General features: G+C 74.6%; 16 protein-coding genes. 4 read left to right on the top strand and 12 right to left on the bottom strand.

The window, feature by feature from the left end; genetic code table 11:
* Positions 1-6: 6 nt before the first annotated feature.
* Positions 7-1125: a hypothetical protein gene (locus AC5677_RS11350; protein WP_497194903.1), complete on the top strand. Its 1119-nt coding sequence runs from the start codon at positions 7-9 to the stop codon at positions 1123-1125.
* A 5-nt stretch (positions 1126-1130) separates the two neighbouring features.
* Here the strand turns inward: AC5677_RS11350 and AC5677_RS11345 are convergent, their stop codons facing one another.
* The 9 genes from AC5677_RS11345 to AC5677_RS11305 all read right to left on the bottom strand — a co-directional run bounded on the left by AC5677_RS11345 (position 1131) and on the right by AC5677_RS11305 (position 12501).
* Positions 1131-1652 (bottom strand): GNAT family N-acetyltransferase, encoded by a 522-nt coding sequence (locus tag AC5677_RS11345; protein ID WP_497194902.1) that lies wholly within the window; start codon positions 1650-1652, stop codon positions 1131-1133.
* Positions 1653-2079: 427 nt separating this feature from the next.
* Positions 2080-2781: a TetR/AcrR family transcriptional regulator gene (locus tag AC5677_RS11340; protein ID WP_497194901.1), complete on the bottom strand. Its 702-nt coding sequence runs from the start codon at positions 2779-2781 to the stop codon at positions 2080-2082.
* Between the two features lie 71 nt (positions 2782-2852).
* Positions 2853-3953: a PDR/VanB family oxidoreductase gene (locus AC5677_RS11335; protein WP_497194900.1), complete on the bottom strand. Its 1101-nt coding sequence runs from the start codon at positions 3951-3953 to the stop codon at positions 2853-2855.
* Between the two features lie 2 nt (positions 3954-3955).
* A complete protein-coding gene (locus tag AC5677_RS11330) occupies positions 3956-4870 on the bottom strand; it encodes a metal-dependent hydrolase (RefSeq protein ID WP_497194899.1) in 915 nt (304 codons plus the stop codon).
* Positions 4871-4984: 114 nt separating this feature from the next.
* Positions 4985-6955 carry a hypothetical protein gene (locus tag AC5677_RS11325; protein WP_497194898.1) on the bottom strand — a complete coding sequence of 657 codons (1971 nt, stop codon included), beginning with the start codon at positions 6953-6955 and terminating at the stop codon, positions 4985-4987.
* A gap of 76 nt (positions 6956-7031) precedes the next feature.
* Positions 7032-7262, bottom strand: a complete 231-nt coding sequence (locus AC5677_RS11320; protein ID WP_497194897.1) for a DUF397 domain-containing protein — start codon at positions 7260-7262, stop codon at positions 7032-7034.
* Positions 7263-7345: 83 nt separating this feature from the next.
* Positions 7346-10501 carry an alpha-N-acetylglucosaminidase gene (locus AC5677_RS11315; RefSeq protein WP_497194896.1) on the bottom strand — a complete coding sequence of 1052 codons (3156 nt, stop codon included), beginning with the start codon at positions 10499-10501 and terminating at the stop codon, positions 7346-7348.
* Positions 10502-10561: 60 nt separating this feature from the next.
* On the bottom strand, positions 10562-11209 hold the full coding sequence (locus AC5677_RS11310) for a LuxR C-terminal-related transcriptional regulator (RefSeq protein WP_497196585.1): 648 nt from the start codon (positions 11207-11209) through the stop codon (positions 10562-10564).
* Positions 11200-12501, bottom strand: coding sequence for a sensor histidine kinase (locus AC5677_RS11305; RefSeq protein WP_497194895.1), 1302 nt, complete (start codon positions 12499-12501; stop codon positions 11200-11202). Before AC5677_RS11305 ends, AC5677_RS11310 begins: the two co-directional genes overlap by 10 nt.
* Positions 12502-12633: 132 nt before the next feature.
* On the opposite strand from AC5677_RS11305, the gene AC5677_RS11300 reads away from it, so the two are divergent.
* From AC5677_RS11300 to AC5677_RS11290, 3 genes are read left to right on the top strand one after another with little or no spacing between them, the layout of a single operon-like run.
* The gene (locus AC5677_RS11300; RefSeq protein ID WP_497194894.1) at positions 12634-13494 is read left to right on the top strand and encodes a GNAT family N-acetyltransferase; all 861 of its coding nucleotides are present in this window, start codon (positions 12634-12636) and stop codon (positions 13492-13494) included.
* A 41-nt stretch (positions 13495-13535) separates the two neighbouring features.
* Complete coding sequence (locus AC5677_RS11295) at positions 13536-14414, top strand: lysophospholipid acyltransferase family protein (protein WP_497194893.1); 879 nt, start codon at positions 13536-13538, stop codon at positions 14412-14414.
* Positions 14407-15099: a DedA family protein gene (locus AC5677_RS11290; RefSeq protein ID WP_497194892.1), complete on the top strand. Its 693-nt coding sequence runs from the start codon at positions 14407-14409 to the stop codon at positions 15097-15099. Before AC5677_RS11295 ends, AC5677_RS11290 begins: the two co-directional genes overlap by 8 nt.
* Before the next feature lie 21 nt (positions 15100-15120).
* Here AC5677_RS11290 and AC5677_RS11285 read toward each other — a convergent pair whose 3' ends face one another.
* The 3 genes from AC5677_RS11285 to AC5677_RS11275 all read right to left on the bottom strand — a co-directional run bounded on the left by AC5677_RS11285 (position 15121) and on the right by AC5677_RS11275 (position 17753).
* Positions 15121-15786: a winged helix-turn-helix domain-containing protein gene (locus tag AC5677_RS11285; RefSeq protein WP_497194891.1), complete on the bottom strand. Its 666-nt coding sequence runs from the start codon at positions 15784-15786 to the stop codon at positions 15121-15123.
* Between the two features lie 307 nt (positions 15787-16093).
* Positions 16094-16843 (bottom strand): rhomboid-like protein, encoded by a 750-nt coding sequence (locus AC5677_RS11280; RefSeq protein ID WP_497194890.1) that lies wholly within the window; start codon positions 16841-16843, stop codon positions 16094-16096.
* A 1-nt stretch (position 16844) separates the two neighbouring features.
* The gene (locus AC5677_RS11275) at positions 16845-17753 is read right to left on the bottom strand and encodes a DUF6891 domain-containing protein (protein WP_497194889.1); all 909 of its coding nucleotides are present in this window, start codon (positions 17751-17753) and stop codon (positions 16845-16847) included.
* Between the last annotated feature and the right edge of the window lie 27 nt (positions 17754-17780).

The raw sequence follows: 17780 nt of genomic DNA, 5'->3' as shown, positions 1-17780 counted from the left end.
GCCGTCATGAGCGAGGCGATACGACGCACCTGCCGCGAATTTGCGGAGACCTTGGTCCGGCTGGGCATAGCGACACCGGAACAGGCCGCCGCCGGCCTGGCCGAGACCAGCGGATTCGGCTACGACGTGGACGAGAAACACGAGAGCGCCGACGAGCTGACCTTCTTCGTCGGCGAATGCGGACTCGGCTTCCAGTTGCCGGAAAAGATGCCGGGCGATGTCAGCGACGGGTATGAGGAACTGCTGCTCGATGTCGCGGCATGCTCGGGCGGCTCGGTGGTGGTCGATGACGTCGAGCTGGTGGAGAACGAGGACGGCGAGGAGTACCTGCATGTCCGCCGCAACGGCCGGTCACTCTGGTACCACACGGAGCACGACAAGGACTTCCGGCGCTACATGGACTGGATGGCCATCTGCGACGCCGTCGGCGACCTCGTGCCCGGCGGTGACGATCCACGGAACTTCCACCAGCTGGACGAGGACGCCGTGGGCGCCTGGTGGCTCCTGCTGACGCCCGAGCAGGCCGAGGGTCTCGAGGAGTTCGGCCTGCCGATGTCGGATTCGCTCGGCAACCCGGTCCGCAACGATCTCCCCACCGCGGAGCCCGACACGCCCGCCTGGTACCTGGAGGACGACCGCCTGCACGCGAACGAGGCGTCCCGCCGGTTCCTCGACGAGTGGCTGTCCTCCATGGACACCGCACTGGACCGGTGGCGGACGGCCCATCTGCCCGACGGCTTCCCCTTCGACTTCTCCCTGGAATCGCTCTCCGCGCTGGAACGTCTGATGTGGGACCGCTTCGACGGCCCCGACGCGCTGAAGGCGGCGGCCCGGGACGAGTTCGTCCAGGGCGCGGTCCGCTACATGGGCGAGACCGCGCTGCGTCTGTGGCCGTGCCGCTGGGCGTACCAGCGCTCCGACGACGACCCGGAGGCGTTCGGCAACGGGCCGGTGATCCATTCCGACACCCCCAGCGGTTTCGGGGGCGAGCTCCGTCCCGCCGCCGCGCTGCGGCTCCTGGTGCAAGAACGCACGCCCGGTTCCCTGGCCGAACGCCTTGAAGGCATCGCGGACTCGGTCGACGACTACCGCAAGGCGCTGCGTGCCCGCACCGGCGGCCGCTGACGCCCCTAGGGGACCAGCCGTTTCTCCAGGAGGGTGACGCCGTACCTGCTGCCGCCCGGCCCCTCCTTGAACGGCTGCTCCCCGACGACGGTGTAGCCCGCGCCCTCGTAGTACGGGCGAAGCCGGGGATTGCTCGTCATGCAGTCCAGCCGGGACCACTCCCGCCCCGCCGCCACGATCCGCCGCTCGGCGTGCCCCAGCATCCCGCGCCCGGTCCCGGCCGGGGCGTGCCCCCGGTCCACCATCAGCCGGTGCACATACCCCGCCACCGGCGGCTGCTCACCCCACGCCGGTACGTCCTGCCACCACAACTCGAAGCCGCCGACCACCCGCCCGCCCGCCTCCGCGAGCCACACCTCCCCCGCCTCCCGCTCCGCTATCCGCCGCCGGAAATGCTCGGCGTCCTTCCCGCCCGGCTTCCACTGCGCAATGCCGTTGTCCTGCATCCAGCGGGCCGCGCCGTCGTAGAGGGCAACCAGGGTGGCCAGGTCGGGGTTGCCGGCGAGGCGGTAAGTGATCACGTCCATCCCCCGATTGTGCCTGTTCGCTGCGCTTTGCTTTTGGCCCCACGTTGTCGGCTGGCCCGCCGTGGTGGCTTGTCGCCGTTGCGCCTGCGGCGGGCGTGGTGTTGTCGGGTGCGGTGACGGCCCTACACGGCTTCGCCGCTACGGGCCGTCCCCTCCCGTGGGTGGGTGGGAGAGGCCGGTGGGGGCGGACGTTTCGTATCCGGTGCAGGTGATCGTGTTCGACAAGGTGCACCTGACCACCGACGTACACCCCACCCTCCTTCTCCCCACCCCCCACGGGGAGGGGGCGGGCCGCAGGACGGAGTCCGGAGGCCCGGTCCCGCAGCCGAACAGCCTCGCGCAGCGACCACAGCCCGCCGCAGGCGCAACGGCGAGACACCACCACGGCGGGCCAGCCGACAACGTGGGGCGCAGGCCAAGCGCAGCGTCACGCGCTGCGAACAGGCAAATGCATCAACCGACCCACCAGCTCCGCGAACATGCCGTTCTCCGGCTCGTCCGCCAGCATGCGGCGGACCACGTCCGCCATCGGCTCGTCGTATGCCGCGCTCACCGCCGCCAGCGCGGCGAAGTCGTGTACCAGTTGCCGTTCCAGTTCGGCGCGCGGAATGCGGCGTCCGTCCAGCCACAGCAGCGCGGTGGTCTCGGCGAGTGAGATCCACGAGCGGACCACCAGCGCCAGCCGCGGCGGCGGGGCGGGGACGCCGAGATGGGCGAGGATCTGGTCGTACGCGGCCTGGCGCACGCCGTCGATCAGCGCCCCGGTGCGGCTCTGCGACCCGGTCGCGGGGCCGCCCCGCATCAGGGCGGAGAAGCCGGGGCCGTGCTCGTCCACGAAGTCGAAGAACCGCTCCATCACGCGCAGCAGCCGGGCGCCGAGCGGGCCCTCGTGCGGTTCCAGGAAGCGGGCCGAGAGCTCCTCGGCGGCGCGCCGCAGCGCGGCTTCGTACAGCTGTTGTTTGCCGGGGAAGTAGTGGTAGACCAGCGGCCTCGATATCCCGGCCGCCTCGGCGATCTCGTCGATCGACACGTCCTCGGGGGAACGGTGGCTGAAAAGATCGAGTGCGACGCCGATGAGCTGCTCGCGCCGCTCCTCGACGCCCATCCTGCGGCGCGCCCCGGTCGTCATGCGGACACCCTAACGACCCGGGGCGGCCCAGGGAATCACGGCCCTGGCAAGCCGGGTATCGGCCGCGGTGGCTAGAGATCGAGGACGAGGCGTTCGCCCGCCCGGCCCCGCGATACACAGATCAGCAGCGAGTCGTCGCGCTCGGCGTCCGTCAGCAGATCGTCGCGATGCTCCACCTCGCCGGACAGCACCCGCTGTTGGCACGTGCCGCAGAAGCCCTGTTCACAGGAGTACGGCAGGTCCGGCAGCGCCTGGTCGCGGATCGCGCGCAGGGCGCTGCTGTCGGCCGGCACGGTGACCGTGCGGCCGCTGCGGCGCAGCTCCACTTCGAACGGGGCGTTCTCGCCGGCCGGGGCCGGGGCGGCGGGCGCGAACCGCTCGGTGTGCAGGGCCAGTCCCTCGGGGCCGTCGGGCAGCAGCGCGGCCACCGCGTCCATCAGGGGCTCGGGGCCGCAGCAGTAGACGGCCGCGTGCGGGGGCGCGTCGGCGAGCAGCGTGGCCAGATCCGGCCGCCCGTCCTCGTCCTCGGCGACCACCGTCACCCGGTCCGCCGCGGCCCCCGCCAGCTTCTCGATCTCCTCCAGGAACGGCATCGAGGCCCGCGACCGCCCGCCGTACAGCAGCCGCCACGGCACGCCCTCCCGCTCCGCCTGCCGCACCATCGGCAGGATCGGGGTGATGCCGATGCCGCCCGCGATGAAGACATAGGCATGGCACTCGTCCAGGCGGAAGCGGTTGCGCGGGCCGCGGACCTCGACGGCCGTGCCCACGTGCAGCTGTTCGTGCACCTCGCGCGAACCGCCCCGGCCGTCCTCGATCAGCCGGGCGGCGATGGTGTACGCGCCGGGCGTCGAGGGCTCCCCGCACAGCGAGTACTGGCGCACCGTCCCCGACGGCAGTACCACGTCGATATGCGCCCCGGGCTCCCAGGCCGGCAGGTCGTCGCCCTCCAGGCGCAGCCGTACGACTCCCTCGGCCTCCTCCGTCCTCTCGGCGACCAGGAGGTGGCGCGTCGTCCCCGGTGCGCTGCGTCCCCTTCCGGAGATGGGGTTCTCGAGCGCGGGCATCGGCCACAGCGGCGACGCCTTGATGCGGCGGCGCAGCGCCCGGCGGGCCACCAGGGCCGCCGCGGCCACCACAACGACGGTGTGGATACGGGGTGTACGGGGCATTTTCAGGCACCTCCGGCCGTGGCGGACTCGGCCGCCGTCGCGGCGGGGGATCCGGCGAGATAGGCGACGGCCTGCGCGGTGCTGCCGTGCTGGGACGGGTGGTAGGCGCGGCTGAGGTACTGGGGAATGGAGCGGGCCATGGCGCCCGCCGTCGGCAGCGTCCCCTGCCGCCCGGCGCGGAAGAACTCCCGGAAGCTGGCCTTTCCGTCGATCAGGGTGGGGTCGTTCTCCATGAAGAAGCGGGTGCCTCTCTGCCAGAGAAACACCAGAGCGGTGAATGCGGTTGCCCAGGTCCGCACCCGCCGCCGGTAGCCGCCGTCCAGGTGGAGGAAGAGGTCGAAGGCCACGGACCGGTGCTCGACCTCCTCCGCGCCGTGCCAGCGCAGCAGGTCGAGCATGGTCGGATCGGCGCCCTTGGCGTCCAGGGCATCGGCGTTGAGTACCCAGTCGCCCAGGAAGGCGGTGTAGTGCTCGATCGCGGCGATGGTGGCGACCCGTTCCAGCAGCCACCACTTCCGGGCCCGGCCCGGCGGCAGGGTCCGGTCGCCCAGCAGCTTCTCGAAGAGCCAGTCGACCTGCGCGGTGTACGGGGTCGGGTCCAGGCCCTGCGCCTTGAGATGCGGCAGGACGTCGTCGTGCGCCTGGGAGTGCATCGCCTCCTGGCCGATGAACCCGATCACGTCCTCGCGCAACCGGGCGTCGCGGATGTACGGCAGCGCCTGCTTGTAGACATGGACGAACCAGCGCTCGCCGGCCGGCAGGAGCAGGTGCAGAACGTTGATGGTGTGGGTGCTGGCGGGGTCGCCGGGTATCCAGTGCAGGGGGGTGTCCGCCCAGTCGAAGGCGACGTTGCGGGCCTTGAGGGGGATGTGCTCGGACGCGACCGGCTGGGGCCGCAGCGAGGCCGTATTAGACATGGCGTCAATGTACTGGCGGGTAAAGAATGTCGATACCCCTCGGACACACCTTTCCGGCCGTGGGTCCCCGTACCGCCCGAGGCGCCGGGTACGGGGACGCCGCGGCCGGCGGCCTCAGCGGAGCGCGCCGACCTCGGTGCCGTCCGCCAGCCGCCCCGCCAGCTGTGCCTGGGCGCCGGCCGGCGCCCGCACCGCCATCAGATGCCCGGCGGCCCGGCCTTGCACCCCGCCGGTGGCCGTGAGGGACGTGACCTTCCCGCTGCCCGCCGCCAGCAGCCACCACTGGCCGCCGCTCGCTTTCCACAGCACCCCGGCCAGCGCCCGCGGCGCCCGCGGTCCGCAGGCCGTACCGTCCGTGACGTTCGCCGCCACCGCCCCGGGCGCATACGGTCGGCCGGCCGGGGCGGGGGGCTGGAACTGCGCCAGCGTCCGGCTGCCCGCCCCGCGCCAGGTCTCCGCCCGGGTGCACACCCATGTCGCGCTGCCCGCGCCCCCGGGCAGCGGCTGCCGCGCGAACTCCCAGGAATTCACGCTCCGTACGCCCTGGCCGCGCACCGCCGCCAGCGCGCAGCCGCCGCGCGCCCATGCCGTCCGGGCCTGCGGGGTGCGCACCTCGCCCGGTTTGCGCGGGGTGCCGTACGTCAGCCGGGCCGGGGACAGGTCGCCCAGGTCGGTCAGCAGCCGGCCGTCCATGCGCAGCGCGGGCCAGGTCGTGCACTTCTGGTCGGGGCGGGGGGACGGCGCGGGGTCGGTCACGCCGCTCGCGTCCACGCCCAGCCGCTGTCCCGCGGCGTCCGGCGCGAGCAGATCGACCAGATCGACGGACGTCACCCAAGGGGCCGTCAGATAGCGGACGTTGCCCTCCGTGCGGCCCACCACCAGGGCGCTCGCCGAGGCGGCGTCCGCGCCGTCGGTACGGGCGAAGTCGAGCGCCGCGCCCCTGCCGTCCTCCTGCCCCTCGCCGTCCGCCGCCTCGGCGTACCGCACCACCCGCAGGCCGTCATGGAAGAGCACGACGACGGAGTGGTCGACGACGCCCGCGAACAGCAGCTGCGCGGGCCCGGCCGCGGGGCCTGCCGGGGTGCCCGGCGTGGCCGAGAGCCGCACCCCGGCGCCTGGCCTGGCCCACACCGCCAGCGCCCGGCGCAGCAGCGCCCGGTCGCCGGTCCGGTCGCCGCGGGCGGGCCACGCCGAGAAGTCCTGGCGCGCCGCGCTCTCCCAGGCCTGCGCGGACACCGCCGTCAACTTCCCGGGATCCAGGGCCGCCTCGGCCGCGGCGTTCTGCGCGTACGGGGGAGCGGCGGCGCCGTCCGGCCCCCAGCCCTTACCCGGCAGCCCCAGCAGCGCCCCGCACACCACCACGGCCGCGCCCGCCGCCAGCGCCGCCCGGCCGTGCTGCCGCCGGCGGATCAGATCCGTCGGCCGGGCCTGGAGGGCGCACGGGTCGAACTCCGCCGACTCCAGCAGCGACCGGTCCCGGCTGCCCGCCGGGACCGCAGCTCCGTCGGCCTCGTCCAGCGCCTCCCGGGCGTCGGCCACCCCGGACGCCTCCAGGACACAGGCCGTCTCATGGGCCGTCAGCCCCTCCAGATCGCGCAGGACGAACGCGGCCCGGCCGGGCCCGGACAGCGCCGACAGCGCCTGGTCCAGGGCGAGTTCATCGGCGCCGCCGGAGCGCGGGAAGAGGCGCAGTCCCCAGACCTGGGGGAACAGGGGAGGACGGCGCCACCGGGCGCGTCCGGTGGCGAGCGCGTCCTTGAGCACCTGCTGACGCAGGAAGGCGTAACCGGGGTCGGCGGCCGGCTCGCCGCCGGAGCGCGGGGCGGGCGGTGCCGGTAGCACAAGATCGCGGGCGGCGGTGCGCCGGCGCGGGAGGGTGCGCTGCACCACCGCATGGGCGGTGAGCACCCGCCGGCCGCGTCCGCCGCCGGGCGGCAGGACGAGATACGCCAGCCGTACCAGCCGGGGGTAGTGCTCGACCAGCGCGGCCTCGGCCTGTTCGACGCCGATGGCCTCGCCGATGTCGGCGGGCCCATCGGCGGAAGTGCGGTCCGGACGCGGGGATGTCGCTTGCTGCTGCTCCACATTCGGTGGAACGAGTGAATCCTGTGATGGTCACCCGGGGGCCGTCCGCTCGCCCCCACGGGTGACCCGGACGGCGCTACCGCAGGTCGAACTCGCCGTCCCGCGCGCCGAGCACGAAGGCCCGCCACTCCGCCTCGGTGTAGCGCAGAACCACATCGGGCTCGGTGGAATTGCGCATCGCCACCGCGCCGCGCTCCAGGAACGCGATCTCCACCGCCTCCTCGGCGTCGTCGCCGGCCGGGCGCTGCCAGACGGCGCCCGAGATGTCGAGGCCGTAGAGCCACTCCTTGTCCGCTGCGGTGCCCATACCGATTCCCCTCGCTCGTGATTCAGATCCGGCCAGCGTACGGGGTGGCCGATCGCCCCCTCCAGTGGAGCGCAGGCGGCCGGTCAGGACATCTGCCACCGGCGGAATTCGGCCGTTCCTCTTTGCCTGGTGGCGTCCCCGGTGGCGGAGTTGGCGGCGCACTGGTGCAGGCCGGTGTCCTGCGCGACGGCGGCCCCGGGGACGGTGACGGTGGCGATCTCGCGCCAGGTCCCGCCGCCGTCGGTGGAGCAGGCGCCGGTGTAGGTGCCGGCGGCCCCCCGGTCCGGCCCGCGGGTCAGGCGGAGCCGGACCGGGGCGGCGATCCCGGTGAGCCGCCGGTAGGTGTCCAGGGTGCCGTCGCCGGTGGCGTCGTAGGAGAGGACGACCCCGTTGGCGGGCGTCACGGAGAGGTTCAGGAAGCCGGGGGAGGAGGAGTGGGCGAGGCGGTTGCGGACGATGATGCCCGCGCGGGCCCAGGGGCCGGTGGTGGCGTCCTGGCGCGTCACCTCCACCGTCACCGATCCGCCCTCCCGGAGCGCGCCCGCCCGGTAGAGGGCGCCGAATTCCGCCGTCCCCTTCCACAGGTCGGCTCCCGCGCCGTCGATCGCGAAGCGGTCGTCCAACTGGCCGAAAACCGCCGCATTGGTGGTGACGGTCAGGAGGTTGTCGTCCAGCGGGCCGGCCACGAAGAGGGTGCCGTGGCGGACCGCGCGGACCCGGGGCTCACCCCGGGGCCCGTACTCGACCGTCAGGCCGTAGGGCAGCGGGCTCAGCGGATCGGCCGGCGGTCCGGCCGGGGCGGTCACCCGCCACCGTGCCTCGCCGGTGCCGCCGGGCGGGACGGAGGGCAGCGCGAGGGGGCCGTCGGCGGTGGCGTCGAGGCCGCTGAGTGCGAAGTCGACACGGCCGGTGGCGCGCAGGCCGTTGACGTTGCGCAGGGCGGCGGTGACGGTGGCGTGGCCGCCCGGCGGCACGGTCTGCGGGTCGGCGGTGAGGGTGGCGGTGCCCTGGTAGGGGGCCGCGGCGAGGGTGTCGTGGACGCGGCGCGCGGTGCGGTGGGGGTCGGCCGTGGGGCGCAGCGGGTAGTCGTTGCGCCGCTGTGTCCAGGGCTCCTCCATGGCGTACCAGTCGAAGGACCGCGGCGGCCGGTCCGCCGCCAGCGCGTCCTGAAGTTCGTTCAAGTACGCCTGCCACTGGGGGAGATGGACGTCGCCGATCAGGCCGTGCCAGTCGCGGTTGGCGTAGTTGGCGAGCCCGCCGCCGTCCGCGGTGGCCCGGTCCGCCCAGGTGGTGATCAGGGCGCGGGCGCTGTGTTCCAGCCGGGCCCGCTCCGCGTCGCCGGACGCCATCGCCCTGGCGTCGGCCAGCCACGGCCCGAGCAGGAAGTGCCGGTGCGCGCCGGTGACCTCCTCGCTGAGCCGCATCAGCTCCAGCCACAGCCGCGCCAGCGCACCGAACGCCGGCCGGTCCTTGCGCCGGTAGGCGTCCTGGAGCTGCCCGATCAGCTGCCAGGAGCGGTTGGCCAGGGCCTGCCGGGCGGCGTCGGTCAGGTCGTGGCGGTAGGCGTCGCTGGTACGCAGCTGCGGGCGGACCTTCAGCAGCGCGGCGAACGCGGCGTCGAAGCCGGCCGGGTCGCACGCCGGGGTGTGGGTGGCGTAGCGGGTGCCGGAGCGGGCGGCCAGGTCCGGGCGGGCGGCGAAGACCGAGTCGTGCGGGCGGCCGTCCTGGCTGTCGATCGCGTACGCGCCGGTGCACAGCGCGGCGAACGCGGCACGGGCGTGGTCGTCGCGGGCGCCGTAGCGCAGGTCGGCGTAGCGCGCGAACCATGCGGGGCGGTCCACCGGGCGCCGGCGCCAGGCCAGTTCGCTGAACAGCTCGAAGGCGGCGGGATCGCGTTCGGCGGCCTCCGGCATATAGGCCGTACCGGCCAGCCGGCTGCCCTCCTTGTCCCGCCATGCCGTGAAGCGCTTCACCCACATATGGGTCTTGGCGCCGATCGTGGTCCGGCCGCCGAAGTTGGGGATGGAGCCGAAGGCGTACGGCACCCCGCCCCAGTCCCGCTCCCGGTCGGTGACCTTGTCGAGGTCGCTGAGGCCGTCCACGATCAGCATCCGGTCGTGGTCGACGGCGTCCAGCAGATCGCGCCGCGGATTCTCCTGCCAGCCGAGGATCACCCAGACGGCGCCGGGGCGGGCGGTGCGCAGCGCCTTCTCCACGGCGCGGGCCGCCTCCGCGACCGGTACGTCGCCCGGGTCGCCGCCCTCGTGCAGCAGATCCATCTTGAAGTGGTCCGCGGGGCCCAGGAGCCGGTGCTGATGGCGGTAGAAGGCGGCGGCGACCTCGGCGAAGACGTCGGTGCGCGGGTCGAGCCAGTCGGGGCGCCTGAGACCGGACCAGGTGCCCTGAGGGACGGTCCGGGCCCCGGGGTTGCGGGCGGCGAAGCCGTCCGGGACGGTGCCGAAGTAGCCGGGCAGCACGGGGTGCATGCCCAGGGCGCGCAGCCGGGCGTTGATCCGGCTGCCCAACTCGGCGCGCTTGGCGATGAGTTCGGGACTGATGGGGCCGCCGTAGGCGCTCATGTTCTGGAGCAGCCACCACGGCTGGTGCGAGGGCGCCGGAAGCCAGGTCCGGGCCTCGGCGTCGGAGTAGCCGAATTCCGTCAGCACGCGGTGGTAAACGGCCTCGGTGCCGGGGGTGACCAGCACCTCGTTGACGCCGTGCAGCGCGAGGACGTCGATCAGACGCTCCCAGCGCGCCCAGGTGGCGTACGGGGCGGTGTAGCCGTCGTGGGTGTCGTTGAGGGCGAAGCGGTGCGGCAGCGCGGTGGCGCGTTCGAGCGGCGCGGTCGGGGCGGGCAGCCGGGCGGGCAGGGCCGGCTGGTCGCCGGCCCAGGAGAGATGGGCGTGGCAGGTGTACTTGAGGTACCAGTGGACGCCGGTCAGGAGCGTGGCGGGGCCGGTCCCGGCGACCGTGATCCGGCCCTCCGTGCCCTCGACCCGGAAGCGGTCGGCGTCCCCGCCGCCGTCCGCCGCGAGCCGTACCAGGCGGAACTGGCCGGCGTGGTCGGGCAGCAGCCGCTCCAGCGCCGCCCGCGCCGCGGCGGTGCCGTCCGCGGCCGCCGGCTCCGGCCGGGGCAGGGCGGGCCCGGCGGCCGCGGCGGGCGCCGCGGCCCCGAGCGCCGCCCGTGCGCCGATCGCTCCGGCGGTTCCCAACAGTGCGCGTCGTGACGGTCGGCTCACGTGTGCCCCCACTGCTCGGCGGTAACAACGGACCCGTGCGTGGGGCACGCTAACGGTCGGTCAGCCGCGGTCCAAGTAGGCCAGCACGGCCAGCACGCGCCGGTTGTCGTCGTCCGAGGGGGGCAGATCCAGCTTCCCGAAGATGTTGGAGGTGTGCTTGGCGACCGCCCGCTCCGTGATGACCAGCCGGCCCGCGATGGCCGCATTGGACCGGCCCTGCGCCATCAGCTCCATCACCTCCACCTCCCGCGGCGTCAGCCGCCCCATCGGCCGGTCCCGCGCCCGCCGCGCCAGCAGCTGCGCGATGACCTGCGGATCCATCGCCGTACCGCCGGCCGCCACCCGGCGCACCGCGTCGATGAACTGCTCGGCGTCGAAGACCCGGTCCTTGAGCAGATAGCCCACCCCGCCGCTGCCGTCGGCCAGCAGCTCGCGGGCGTAGAGCTGCTCCACATGCTGCGAGAGCACCAGCACGGGCAGGCCGGGCCGGGCGCGCCGGGCCGCCAGGGCGCACTGCAGCCCCTCGTCCGTGAACGAGGGCGGCAGCCGGACATCGACGATCGCCACATCCAGCTCCCGCTCCGCCAGCGCCCGCGCCAGCTCGGGCCCGCTCTCCACCGCCGCGGCGATCTCGAAGCCGTACGCCTCCAGCATCCGGGTCAGCCCGTCGCGCAGCAGGAAGAGGTCTTCGGCCAGTACTACGCGCACGGGGTCCCGCCCGGTGTCGCGCCGGTCGTCTCGCACGGAATCTCCATCGTCACCAGGGTCGGGCCGCCGGCCGGGGAGCTGACGGCGAGGACGCCGTCGAAGGTACCGAGCCGGCGTTCGACCCCGCGCAGCCCGGAGCCGTGTGACGCACCGTCGCCCGAGGCCGGCGCGGCGCCGCCCCGCCCGTTGTCGGCGACCGCGATGCGCAGCCGTCCGTCGGTGTGCCCGATGTCCACCCGTATGCGGTCCGCGCCCGAGTGCTTGACGGCATTCGTCAGGATCTCGCTGACCGCGAAGTACGCGGCCGACTCCACCGGCGCCGCGACCCGTCCCGCCGGCGCCACCGTCACCTCGACCGGCAGCTCCATCCGCAGCGCCAGCGCCCGTACGGCATCGCCCAGGCCGCGCTCGGCCAGCACCGGCGGATGGATGCCGCGCACCAGATCCCGCAGCTCGGTCAGGGCCTCGGCGGATGACCGGCGGGCCCGCCCCAGCATCTCCTTGGCCCGCGCCGGGTCCTTCTCCACCAGCGCCTCGATCGCGCCCAGGTTCATGCCCATCGCCACCAGCCGGGCCTGCGCCCCGTCGTGCAGATCGCGCTCGATCCGCCGCAGCTCGGCCGCCGAGGCGTCCGTCGCGTCCTGCCGGGTCTCGGCCAGGTGCGCCACCCGCGCCGCCAGCTCGGCCCGGGGCGGCGTCAGGAACACCTCGGCCAGCCGGAAATGGGCCCGCAGCAGCACCGGACCGCCCCACACGGCGAGCACCAGGAGGGCGATGCCGAGCGGCGGCGCCGCCAGCAGCGCCACCGGATGGTCGGTGGTCAGCGGACCGAACCCGAGCGCCTGGGTGCCCAGCCCCGTCACCCACTGGAAGAGCGGCAGCAGCACGAACGCCACGCCGTACCCGACCAGCGACGACGGCAGCAGCGCCAGCGCGCACCCCACCGTCGCATCCACCGGCAGCCACAGCAGCTCGCGCCAGGTCGCCGGGTCCCGCAGCAGCACCGCGCAGCGCCGCGCCTGGCCCGCCGGGCCCTGGCCCAGCCCCGGCGGAAAGGGGCGGTACGCCGCGGGGATGCGCAGCCCCGAGACCTCCCGCCCCCACACCCGGCGCCGCTGCGCGAAGCTCCGGGCCGACGCCACCACGGCCGGGGTGGTCAGCACCCCCAGCCCGATCACCATCAGCGCCATGGACAGCACGGTCAGCACGAACAGCACGACCGAGCCCACCTCGGCGACCAGGGCCAGCCCCAGCCCCCGGGCCGCTGCGACCAGTGTTCTGCGGACCCTCATCCGTACGCTCCCTGGGCTTCACGCGCCCGGCCGTCGGGCGCGGGGACAGTGTGGCGCGTAGAGAAGGCCAGGTCATTGGGGTAAGCACCACCTTTTCGGTGGTGCACACACCACCACCCAAGGAGGGCTCCCATGCGCACGGCATCGACCGCGTCCGCCGCCATCCCCACACCCGCCACCCCCGTCTCTCCCGCCCCGAACCCCGTCCCGAACCCTGCTTCGAGCCCTGCTTCGAGCCCCGGCGGGAGTCCCGCTCCCGCCGCCGACCCGGCCGCCGCCCCCGGCTACACCGCCGTGATCGCCGACACCCAGGAGCAGATCCGCGCCGCCCAACGCCTGCGCCACCAGGTCTTCGCCGAGGAGATGGGCGCCACCCTGCACTCCCCGCTGGCCGGCCACGACATCGACGCCGTCGACGACCTCGCCGACCACCTGGTCGTCAGCCGCACCGCGACCGGCGAAGTGGTCGGCACCTACCGGCTGTTGCCGCCCGGCCGCAGCGCACGACTCTACTCCGACGGCGAGTTCGACCTCACCGCCCTGGCCCCGCTGCGCCCCTCCCTCATCGAGGCGGGCCGCTCCTGCGTCCACCCCGACCACCGGGGCGGCGCGGTGATCAACCAGATGTGGGCGGCCCTCGCCCGCTACACCCTGCTCTCCGGCCACCGCTATCTCGCCGGCTGCGCCTCCGTCCCGCTCACCGACGGCGGCACCGCCGCCGCCCACGCCTGGCAACTGGGCCGCACCCGCTACGCCGCCCCGCCCGAACTCCAGGTCACCCCCCACCGCCCCTGGCACAGCACCGTCCCCGCCCCCGAACGCCCCAGCGCCGCGCAGCTCCCGCCGCTGCTCCGCGGCTATCTGCGCATCGGCGCCGTCATCTGCGGCGCCCCTGCCCACGACCCCGAGTTCGACGTCGCCGATTTCTTCGTCGTCCTGGACATGGAGCGCCTCGGCGACCGCTACCGCCGCTTCTTCCTGGGGGAGCGGTGACCGGGGGTGCCGTGACCGGAGGTGCCGTGACCGGAGGTGCCGTGACCAAGGACGCGGCGCCCGGCCCCTGGGACGTGTGGTCCGACTGCACCCCGGACTGCGCCACGCACGCCCTGCCGAGGGTCGCGCTGCCCCACGCCGCCCGGCGGGGCGCCGCGTTCGCGCGGGCGGTGCGGCGCGCGCTGACGGACGGCGGACGGATGGCCGATCCCCTACGGCTGCGCACCCACGCCCGTGCGCTGATCGCGGCGCTCGGGATACGGCGGGAGGGCACGGCGGACGGCTTCACGGTGCCCGCCGGCGGCCCCGGCACCCTCATCGTCGTCAACCACATCTCCTGGCTCGACATCCCCGCACTGCTCGCCGTCGAACCGGTCACCCTGCTCGCCAAGCGCGAGGTCGGCGGCTGGCCGGTCGTCGGCGGCCTCGCCCGCCGCGCCGGTACGTACTTCATCGACCGCACCAACCCCCGCCAACTCACCTGCACCGTCGGCGAATTGACCGACATCCTCGCCTCCGGCCGCTCGGTCGCCGTCTTCCCGCAGGCCACCACCTGGTGCACCGCCGGCCAGGGGGCCTTCCGCCGGGCCACCTTCCAGGCCGCCCTCGACGCGGGCGCACCCGTCCGCCCGGTGACGATCGACTACGCCCAGGGCGGCCGGCCCAGCACGGTGGCCGCGTTCTGCGGCGAGGACACCTTCGTCGCCTCCTTGCGGCGGATCCTGGCGGCCCGCGCGCTGGCCATCCGGGTCACGGCGCATCCGGCCCTTGCGGGGCAGGGCCGCGACCGGCGCGAGCTGGCCGCCCTGGCGGAGCGCGCCGTACTGGGCGGGCGGGTGCCGGACGGACCGGCGGCGGGCGCGCCCGCGGTGCCCGTGGCGCGACCGGCTCCCGAACCGGCGGCCCACCACCATGTTTGACCAGCTGGACCAGCTCACCGAGCCGCTCCGGGGCATGCTGGACTCGCCCTGGCTGTGGCTGATCGTCCTGCTGGTGTCCGGGCTCGATGCGCTGCTGCCGTTCATGCCGAGCGAGACCACCGTCGTGCTCGTCGCCGTGCTGATCGGTCCGCATCCGCCGCTGCTCGCGCTGCTGGCCGCCGTCGCGGCGGCCGGGGCGCTGGCGGGCGACTGCCTCGGCTACGCCGTCGGCCGCTACGCCGGGCCCCGCGCCGTCGCCTGGCTGCTGCGCGGCGCACCCGGCCGGGGCCACCCGCGGCGGAACGGCCGCACCCGGGCCCGTACGGCGGTCGAGCGCCACGCCGCCACGCTCGTCATCGCGGGCCGCTTCCTGCCCGGCGGGCGGGTGGTCGCCGCGCTGTCCACCGGCAGCGTCCGCTTTCCGCTGCGCCGCTTCGTCCTGCTGGACGCGCTGGGGGCCGCCCTCTGGGCGCTGTTCAGTACGGCCCTCGGGGGGCTCGGCGGCGCGGCGCTCACCGACTCCCCGGTGAAGGGCCTGCTGCTGGCGTCGGGGGCGGGGCTGGTGGTGGCGGGGTGTGTGGCGTATCTGCGTCACCGGGGCGGTCCCGGCGGTCCGGCGGATGCGGGTGGCGGGGCCGCCGCCGTCCGGCCGGGCCCGTGCCGGGGCGTACGGGACGGGGCCTGACCCCGTCCCGTCGCGGCATCCCTAGGCGCTGGGCACGTACTTGTAGCCGACCCGACGGACCGTCACGATCGACGACCGGTGCTCGACGCCCAGCTTGCGGCGCAGCCGGGCGACATGGACATCGACGGTGCGGCCGTCGCCGACATGGCCGTAGCCCCACACCGTGGTCACCAGCTGGTCGCGGGTGTGCACCCGGTGCGGATGTGCCACCAGGTGGGCCAGCAGCTCGAATTCCAGGTAGGTCAGGTCCAGCGGCCGGCCGTGGACCCGTACGGTGCGCTGCTCGGGGTCTATCCGTACGATCGCGTCGCCCGCCCAGGAGGTGGCCGTCGCGGTCGGCTCGGCGGCCGGCCGTGGGGCGGGGACCTGGGCGTTCCGGTCGGGCTGCGGGGCGTGTTCGGCGGGGACGAGGACGAGGTAGCCGACCATCGGCGGCTGGCCGGGCAGGACGGGCAGGCTGGCCTGGGGCGCCGGAAGCCAGGTCGCGCCGGCGTCCAGCAGCTCGGCGACCGACTGGATGCCGTGGCGGGCCGGGGGGCCGCCCGGCCGGAGGCCACCAGGGGCGGCGGGTGACGGGAGGGCTTCGTCGGGCGCCACGGCGCGCAGGCGGTGCCGGTGCGGCGCGGTGGCCTGGGCGGACAGGGGGGCCGTCGCGGAAGTGGCAGGCAGCGTACGGACGTTCGTCATCGGGATCAGCTCTTTCGCGCAGGAGGGCGTCGGGGACGTCGTGCGCGCGGGCAGGGCTGGGGACGCCGGTCGGCGGCGTCGGTGAGGCGTGTGCGGGCCCGCGCTCAGTGCGCGCGGCAACACAGACGGTCGAATGCGTGCGCCTGCCGGGACGGCCAGAAAGGCTCGAGGTCGCTGCGACCCGTCGCGGTGTGAGGAAGGCTGGCCATGGCCCTATTGAACCAGACGGCCGAGGAGATGGGGAACGGAGTTGACCGACGTCACGGCGCTGTCCGTATGGCGGACTTCACCGACGGCACCGGCCGCGTCACGCCGCCCGTATCCCGCCGGACCGGCTCCCGGCGGCCCGCTTCCCGGCGGCCAGGCTCCCGGCCGGCCGCGTCCACGCCTTCGGTATCCCTGCCTTCGGTATCCCGCCCGTCCGTATCCCGCCCGTCCGTACCCCGACCGCCCGTATCCCCGTGCCCATCGCCACCCCGAGCACCAGCGCCGTCAGATGGCCGGCATCGGTGAACGTCCGCTCCCGGCGCAGCACGGGACGTATGCCCAGCGCCAGCAGACCGGCCGTCGCCGCGGTCCGGGCGCCGCGGTGCGGGACGGCGGCGGCGAGGGCGCCGAGCGTGGCCTGGAAGCCGTAGCTCGCGCCGACGTCGATGGCCCGCGCGGTCCCGTCGGACGGATCGTCCGCCTCGCCCCGCACGGCACCGTGCCCCCGGGCGCGCAGGCCCGCGTACACGAGCAGGCTCGCCCCGATGTGCCCGGCCGCGAACACCCCGGCCGCGCGGGCGGTGCCCCAACGCGCCTCGGCCGTACCGAGCGTGGCCAGCAGCGCGGCGCCGTACGCCGCCGGCAGCGGCTCCTCGACCCATGCCGCGCTGGTGACCAGCGTCTGCCATCGCCCGGCCCGCAGATTGGCGACGTTGGTGGACCGGGCGCGCAGCACCTCCGTCCGCCGCTCCCGGGGCAGCCGTGCGGTGGCGTACGCGCCGAGCTGGACGGCGCCGACGTACAGCGGAGTCGCCCAGGGAAGGGCCAACCGCCTGCGGAACCGGGCCACTTCAGTCTCCCGCCGGCAGCCGCTTGCGCCAGTCCAGCGGGGCGACCGCGATGACCTTGTCCGGATTGCCGTCCCACTCCGCCGGCAGGCCCGCCTCGGTCAGCGCGGCCACCACCGTCCGCCCGACCTCCGCCGGCTCCCGCCCGGAATCCGCGTAGGCGCCGTAGCGGACCGAGAGGCCGCCGCCGTCCGCGAGCGTTTCGGTGTCCTGGTAGTGGAAGAAGACGAAGCCGTGGTCGCCCTCGGCGCTCTCGGCGCCGATCTCGGCCACTCCGCAGCCGCTGCAGCAGGTGAAGTTCATCCGCGCCGTCAGCCCCTGCCGCTCCAGTGCCGCGAACACCCCCGCCACCCGGTCCGCATCGGTCACCTCGGGCCATGCGGCCTGCTCGGCGAGCCGCTCCTGCCAGGGGCCGAGGGCGATCCGTGCCGCCTCCTCCAGCGAGAGCGACGACACCCCGGGGTCGTCGAAGACGTCACAGAGGTCCTGGGCGACCTGACGGAAGGTCCGGAAGCCGGACCGGATGGTTTTGCGCGCCTGCTTCTCGGCGTCGGCGCGGAGCTCCGGCGGCACGTCGGGTGTGGACACCAGATCGGCCGGGCGCCACTCCAGCGCCGTACGCCAGAACTCCCCTCCCCGAGCCCAGTCCAGGAACACCGCTATGACGCGGTCGGCGTCGGTGCACTCGGCGCTGAAGTGCTGCTCGGGGCCACCCTCGCGGTACTCCACCGCGAACGGACCGTCGCCCTCCCGCCAGACCTGCAGGAACTGCTCGTCCTCCTCCGGGATCCGCTCGACGACCGCGAAATGGTCGTCCTTGCCGCCGATCCGCCGGAGCAGGGTGGTCAGTTCGGCTTCGGCCGGGCGGGAAAGGGTCCGCCCGTCCTCGGTCTTGACGGTGATCGCACGCATGCCCACAGCGTGCCAGGCGGCACTGAC

Source organism: Streptomyces sp. JLSY215, from assembly GCF_059682825.1.
This window is presented reverse-complemented; position numbering and strand designations above follow the sequence as displayed.